This is a genomic window from Rhodococcus sp. P4_C10 (genome assembly GCF_056402135.1).
On the sequence record NZ_JBFUHZ010000012.1, the window covers coordinates 107,958 to 114,598 of the forward strand.

Genomic DNA, 6,641 nt, shown 5'->3' on the forward strand with positions numbered 1-6,641 from the left:
CGTGACCGAACTTGACTCGGGTGCCGCCACCCGGCACCGGCGCATTGTCGTCGGAGTGGGTGGCGGCATTGCGGCCTACAAGGCCTGCGCGATCATTCGCAGCTTCACCGAGAGCGGACACCACGTCCGGGTGATCCCGACCGAGGCCGCGCTGGAGTTCGTCGGCAGCGCGACCTTCGAGGCGCTGTCCGGGAACCCGGTGCAGACCGGTGTCTTCACGGACGTGCCGCAGGTGCCGCACGTACGGCTCGGCCAGGAGGCGGACCTGGTCGTCATCGCCCCGGCGACCGCGGACCTGATGGCCCGCGCTGCCCACGGCCGCGCGGACGACCTGCTCACCGCGACCCTGCTCACCGCCCGCTGTCCGGTCGTGTTCGCACCCGCGATGCACACCGAGATGTGGGAACACCCGGCCACGGTCGCGAACGTGGCGACCCTGCGCTCGCGCGGCATCACCGTGATCGAACCCGCGTCCGGCCGGCTCACCGGCAAGGACACCGGCGCCGGTCGGCTGCCCGAACCGGACGAGATCGTCGGGCTCGCGACGCTGCTGTTGGAGCGTCCCGATGCGCTGCCCCGGGACCTCGAGGGTCGTCGCATCGTGGTCTCCGCCGGCGGTACCCGTGAGCCACTGGACCCGGTCCGGTTCCTCGGCAACCGCAGCTCCGGCAAGCAGGGCTACGCCATTGCCCGGCTCGCGGCGCAGCGCGGCGCCCAGGTCACGCTGATCGCCGGATACACCGCGGAACTGTCCGACCCGGCCGCGGTCGACGTGGTCCGGGTGCGCACCGCGCAGGAGATGCGCGAGGCCGTCGACAAGGCCGCGGTCGGTGCGGAGGCCGTGGTGATGGCCGCTGCCGTCGCCGACTTCCGTCCGTCCACGGTGGCCACCGCCAAGATCAAGAAGGGCGCGGACGAGCCGGACATGATCCCGCTGACCCGCAACGACGACATCCTGGCGGGGCTGGTGAAGGCACGCAACGACGGCGACCTGCCGCTGACCACCGCGATCGTCGGTTTTGCCGCCGAGACCGGGGACGCGCAGGGCGACGTGCTCACCCACGCCCGCAGCAAGCTCGCCCGCAAGGGCTGCGACCTGCTGGTGGTCAACGCGGTCGGCGAGGGCAAGGCCTTCGAGGTCGACGACAACAGCGGCTGGATCCTCGGCGCCGACGGTTCGGAGCGGGCGCTGGCGCACGGCTCCAAGTCGCTGATGGCGAGCCGGGTCGTCGACGCGACGTCGGCATTGCTGGCCGTCGGCGGGGGCGCGAGTGCCGGCTGAGTCCGGTGCTCGTAATGTGAAAAAAGCTCGTAATGTGGAAATCGGTGTCGCGTCGGGTTCGGCGCGATTCCCGATCTTCGTGAATTTCGGTTTTGACGTGATTTCAGCAGTGCACATCTGCCGTGCCTCGCACTAGGTTTGGCTCGGTACACAACAGCAGCGTTGGCGAGAGGGAGATCTGTGAGCAAGTCCGGTAGTCGGCTATTCACCAGCGAGTCCGTGACCGAGGGCCATCCGGACAAGATCTGTGACGCGATCAGCGACTCCATCCTGGATGCGCTGCTCGAGCAGGATCCCCGCAGCCGTGTCGCCGTCGAGACCCTGGTCACCACAGGCCAGGTGCACGTCGCCGGTGAGGTCACCACCACCGCCTACGCCGACATCCCGAAGATCGTTCGCGACGTCGTCCTCGGCATCGGCTACGACTCGTCCGCCAAGGGCTTCGACGGCAACTCCTGTGGCGTGAACATCGCGATCGGCGCGCAGTCGCCCGAGATCGCGCAGGGCGTCGACCACTCGCACGAGGCTCGCGTCGACGGCGTCACCGACGACGAGATCGACCGTCAGGGCGCCGGCGACCAGGGCCTGATGTTCGGCTACGCGTGCACCGACACCCCGGAACTGATGCCGCTGCCGATCGCGCTGGCGCACAGGCTCTCCCGCCGGCTCACCGAGGTCCGCAAGACCGGCGTGCTGCCGTACCTGCGTCCGGACGGCAAGACCCAGGTCACCATCGAGTACGACGGCGACAAGGCCGTCCGACTCGACACCGTCGTCGTCTCCACCCAGCACGCCGCGGACATCGACCTGGACAACCTGCTGACCCCCGACGTCCGGGAGAAGGTGCTCGGCTCGGTGCTCGCCGACCTCGGTGACACCGATCTCGACACCTCGAACGTGCGACTGCTGGTCAACCCGACCGGCAAGTTCGTCCTCGGCGGTCCGATGGGCGACGCCGGCCTGACCGGTCGCAAGATCATCGTCGACACCTACGGCGGCATGGCACGTCACGGCGGCGGCGCCTTCTCGGGCAAGGACCCGTCGAAGGTCGACCGGTCCGCGGCGTACGCCATGCGCTGGGTTGCCAAGAACGCGATCGCCGCAGGCCTGGCCGAGCGCATCGAGGTGCAGGTTGCCTACGCCATCGGCAAGGCGGCGCCGGTCGGACTGTTCGTCGAGACGTTCGGCACCGAGAAGGTCGACCCGGCTCGCATCCAGACCGCGATCACCGAGATCTTCGACCTGCGTCCCGGCGCGATCATCCGTGACCTGGACCTGCTGCGGCCGATCTACGCGCCGACCGCGGCCTACGGGCACTTCGGTCGCACCGACATCGACCTGCCCTGGGAGCACACGGACCGCGCCGAGAAGCTGCGCGCGGCCGCCGGGCTGTAAATGGCGTCAGCACCGAGCCGCTCACCGATCGTGGTGGGCGGCTCGTCTGCTCTCGGGCGGAGCCTCGGGCCGGGTCGCTGTCGGCACACCCTGCACCGACATGTGCGGGTGGTCCCGTGGCGGTGAAGGCCGAGCGCGAGCCCGCGCCGGAACTGCCTGTCGCCCGAGTACTTCCGATGATGCCGCTCGCGCACCTGGACCGGGAGTTCGACTACCGTGTTCCGGTCGAACTCGACGAACAGGCGCAGCCCGGGGTGCGGGTGCGGGTGCGTTTCGCGGGCCGGTTGGTCGACGGGTTCATCGTCGCCCGCGTTGCGACCAGCGAGCACCCCGGCAAGCTGGGCTGGCTCGACCGGGTGGTCTCGGCCGAGCGGGTCCTGACCCCGGAGGTCTCCGATCTCGTCGACGCCGTCGCCCGCCGGTACGCCGGCACCCGCGCGGACGTGCTGCGGCTGGCGGTGCCGCCGCGGCACGCGCGGGTCGAGGCCGAGCCGGTGCCCGAGCCGGTGACGGCGCCGGAGGTGGTCCCGGATGTCGAGGCGTGGGCTGCCTACGTGCACGGCGAGGCCTTCGTGTCCGCGGTGCAGGCCGGCCGTGGTCCGCGGGCGGCCTGGCAGGCGCTGCCCGGCGAGGACTGGCCGACGAGGCTGGCGGAGCTGGCTGCCGTCGTCGCGGGCGGGGGCAGGTCCGCGGTGCTGGTGGTGCCGGACCAGAAGGACCTGGACCGGGTGGCGGCCGCGTGCGTCGCGCTGGTCGGTGACGACCTGGTGGTGCCGCTGGCGGCGGGACTGGGTCCCGCGCTGCGGTATCGGCGCTGGCTGGCCGCGCTGCGAGGCACCGCACGGATTGTGGTCGGTACCCGCAGTTCGGTGTTCGCTCCGGTCCCCGAGCTCGGGTTGATCGCGGTGTGGGACGACGGGGACGACAACCACTCGGAGCCGCGCTCGCCCTACCCGCATGCCCGGGAGGTGGCGTTGCTGCGGGCCTTCGGCACCGGCTGCGCGGTGATCCTGGGAGGTCATGCGCGGACCGCGGAGGCGCAGGCGCTGGTGGACTCCGGCTGGGCACACGACCTGGTCGCGGGGCGGCCGGAGGTGCGGGCCCGGGCGCCGCACGTGACCGCGCTGGCCGACAGCGACCACGCCTTGGCCCGTGACCCGGGGGCGCGGGCGGCGCGACTGCCCGCGATCGCGTTCGCCGCGGCCCGGGAGGCGTTGACGGCGGGTGCGGGGGTGCTGGTGCAGGTGCCGCGTCGCGGTTACGTCCCGTCGTTGGCCTGTGGGAAGTGCCGGGCGCCCGCCCGGTGCCGCCGCTGCAACGGTCCGTTGTCGCTGCCGTCGGCGGTGGGGCCGGACGGCGCGGGCACGCCGGCCTGCCGGTGGTGCGGTGTCGCCGACGCGAACCATCGGTGCCAGGTCTGCGGAAACCGTTCGCTGCGCGCGGTGGTGGTGGGCGCGGGCCGGACGGCCGAGGAACTGGGGCGCGCGTTTCCCGGGGTGCCCGTTCGCACCTCCGGTGGCGGTGAGGTGTCCGCGACGGTGCCTGGCGGTGCCAGCCTGGTGGTCGCGACGGTGGGGGCGGAGCCGGTGATGCCGGGTGGCTACGGCGCCGCGCTGCTGCTCGACGGCTGGGCGCTGCTCGGCCGGGCCGACCTGCGGGCGGAGGAGGAGACGCTGCGACGCTGGATGACGGCGGGCGCGCTGGTGCGCCCGGCGGGTGCCGGCGGCAAGGTGGTGGTGGTTGCCGACGCGGGGCTGCCGACCGTGCAGGCCCTGGTGCGGTGGGATCCGGTGGGGGCGGCGCAGTCTCAGCTCGAGCAGCGGGCGGAGGTCGGCTTCCCGCCCGCGGTGCACCTGGCCGCGGTCGACGGCGGCCGGGCCGCCATCGAGGACCTGCTCGCGGCGGCGGCGCTGCCCGACGGGGTGGAGCCGTTGGGTCCGGTGCCGTTGCCGCCGGGGGAGCGGTTGCCGTTCTCCGGTGACGGACCCGAACCGGTCGAGGTGGAGCGGATGTTGCTGCGGGTGCCGCGGGCCGCGGGAGGTGCGTTGGCCCGTGCGTTGGCGGAGGCGCAGGCGGTGCGGAGTGCGCGGCGGGCCGTGGGTTCGGTTCGGGTGCAGATGGATCCGGTGCGGATCGGCTGACTCGGCGGCCCGTCGGGGAGGTTTCCAGTTCCCGGCACCTCGGCCATCAGTACAGTTCGAAGCCGTGGAAGAGTCCGTGTCCAACCCCGTGGGCAGGCGCAGCCTGCTGTCGCGGGCAGCCTCGGCGCCAACGATCTACTGGCTGACCGGTTGTGTACTGGGCTACTACGCGTCTGAACGCATGAGCTGGGTTTCGGGTGAGTCCTACTGGACCAACGCCCTGAAATGGCACAACCTGCCGTTCTTCACGGTGCTTGCGGCGGTCTGCGTCCTCGCCGAGATCCTGTACCGAGCCGGCGACCTGCGAACCTTTCGATCTATCGCGTTGATCCCGTTCATCGTGATCCAACTCCGGTTCGCGCTGTGGCTGCTGTACTACGCGGGTGCCTGGATCCTGTGGTGCGGGACGTTCAGCGCCATCGCGCTGGGTGTCGCGGCCGCCAAGTTCGCCGGTGAGCGATCCTCCACCGGCAGGGCGGTGGCGTGACAAGACGATCGCGCAGTGGACGGGGACACCACGAATGCGGCCGCCGCCGTACAAGATTGTCGTCGTGAGCTCACACGCTGACGAGCATCGAATGCTCGAGATCGTGCTCGCCAACCCCGACGTGCGCAGGATTGTCGATCGCGCCGACGAACTCGGTGTTCGAGACTGGTACCTCACCGCTGGTGGGGTGTTTCAGACGGTCTGGAACCACCTGGACGGACGCGATCTGCGGGCCGGCATCAGGGACTACGACCTCTTCTACTTCGACGCATCGGACCTGCGCTACGACGCCGAGGACCGGATCATCAGGAGAGCCGAGACGCTCTTCGCCGACATCGGCCGGCCCGTCGAGGTGCGCAACGAGGCGAGGGTCCACCTTTGGTACGAGGAACATTTCGGGGTCCCTGCGGCCCCGTTCGCCAGCACCGAGGATGCGATCGACCACTTCGCATCCACCACCTGCTGTTTCGGTATCACGAGAGCCGCAGACGGCGAGCTCCGGGTGTATGCACCGCACGGGTTCGATGACCTCTTCGGCATGGTGCTGCGGCCCAACCCGGTATTGGCGCCTCGGGAGGTCTACGAGGCGAAGGCAGCTCGGTGGCTGGCGGAGTGGCCGAGGTTGAAGGTTATTCCGTGGCCGGATCATTCCGACGGCTAAACGGAGCAGGCGCTGAGGCGGGGGTTGGCCGGGCGTCCGTCGTGGGCGACAGCCAGAACCAGATGGTCGCCCAGTCCGTGGTGCTCAACGCGAGCAGTACGAGGACCTGACCTTCGAGGCGGGGCCGACGCCGCTGCCCGGATCCACCGAATCGCGGATACGCTCAACGCGACGGATGACCGCCGAGTTGTGCCGTGAGGAAGACCGGGAATCGACCACCGCCCGCGGCGCCCCTGTCGACACAGCGCAGACCGGTTGTGGGTGAGTATTCAGGCCTGTGCCTGGTCAGACTTCGTGGATCGCGCGCCGGTTGTGAGCCGGCCGGGGTCTTCGTAAGGGGTCCACCCAGGCAGGGGGTGTGAACCAAGGAAATCCGTCCGATTCGATCTTCACTGCCCAGTGGTTCTTGTGGATGATCGTGTGGTGCTTCTTGCAGAGCAGCACGAGGTTGGACAGGGCGGTGGGTCCGCCCTTGGACCAGTGCCGAACATGGTGTGCGTCGGTCCAGGCGGCGGGGCGCCCGCAGCCGGGGAACGCGCAGCCGCAGTCCCTGGCCACCAACGCCTTCCGTAGTTTCGGGGAGATGACGCGGGTGGTGCGGCCCACGTCGAGAGGGTTGCCGCCCCGGTCGACGAAGATCGCGGTGATCTGCGCGTCGCAGGAGATGCGGGCCGC

6 protein-coding genes are annotated in these 6,641 nt (G+C 70.5%); 5 read left to right on the forward strand and 1 reads right to left on the reverse strand.

Annotation, left to right across the window (positions count from 1 at the left end; all coding sequences use genetic code 11):
• Position 1: 1 nt before the first annotated feature.
• The 5 genes from coaBC (at position 2) to AC1DWC_RS11345 (ending at position 5,966) form a co-directional block, all read left to right on the forward strand.
• On the forward strand, positions 2–1,282 hold the full coding sequence (coaBC, locus tag AC1DWC_RS11325) for a bifunctional phosphopantothenoylcysteine decarboxylase/phosphopantothenate--cysteine ligase CoaBC (protein WP_477908059.1): 1,281 nt from the start codon (positions 2–4) through the stop codon (positions 1,280–1,282).
• 180 nt (positions 1,283–1,462) lie between these two features.
• Entirely contained in the window at positions 1,463–2,677 is a 1,215-nt protein-coding gene (gene metK, locus AC1DWC_RS11330; protein ID WP_477839353.1) for a methionine adenosyltransferase, read from the forward strand.
• 176 nt (positions 2,678–2,853) lie between these two features.
• Positions 2,854–4,818, forward strand: a complete 1,965-nt coding sequence (locus AC1DWC_RS11335) for a primosomal protein N' (protein WP_477908087.1) — start codon at positions 2,854–2,856, stop codon at positions 4,816–4,818.
• Between the two features lie 64 nt (positions 4,819–4,882).
• Positions 4,883–5,305 (forward strand): hypothetical protein, encoded by a 423-nt coding sequence (locus tag AC1DWC_RS11340; RefSeq protein ID WP_477908061.1) that lies wholly within the window; start codon positions 4,883–4,885, stop codon positions 5,303–5,305.
• Positions 5,306–5,369: 64 nt separating this feature from the next.
• Complete coding sequence (locus AC1DWC_RS11345; protein ID WP_477908063.1) at positions 5,370–5,966, forward strand: nucleotidyltransferase family protein; 597 nt, start codon at positions 5,370–5,372, stop codon at positions 5,964–5,966.
• Positions 5,967–6,251: 285 nt separating this feature from the next.
• On the opposite strand, the gene AC1DWC_RS11350 is transcribed toward AC1DWC_RS11345, so the two are convergent.
• Positions 6,252–6,641, reverse strand: a 390-nt coding sequence (locus tag AC1DWC_RS11350; RefSeq protein ID WP_477908065.1) for an HNH endonuclease signature motif containing protein, incomplete at its 5' end; no start/stop codon positions are given.

Excerpts from the sequence above, each read along its gene's own strand:
- AC1DWC_RS11335 (WP_477908087.1), top strand. The coding sequence starts at position 2,854 with ATGATGCCGCTCGCGCACCTGGACCGGGAGTTCGACTACCGTGTTCCG.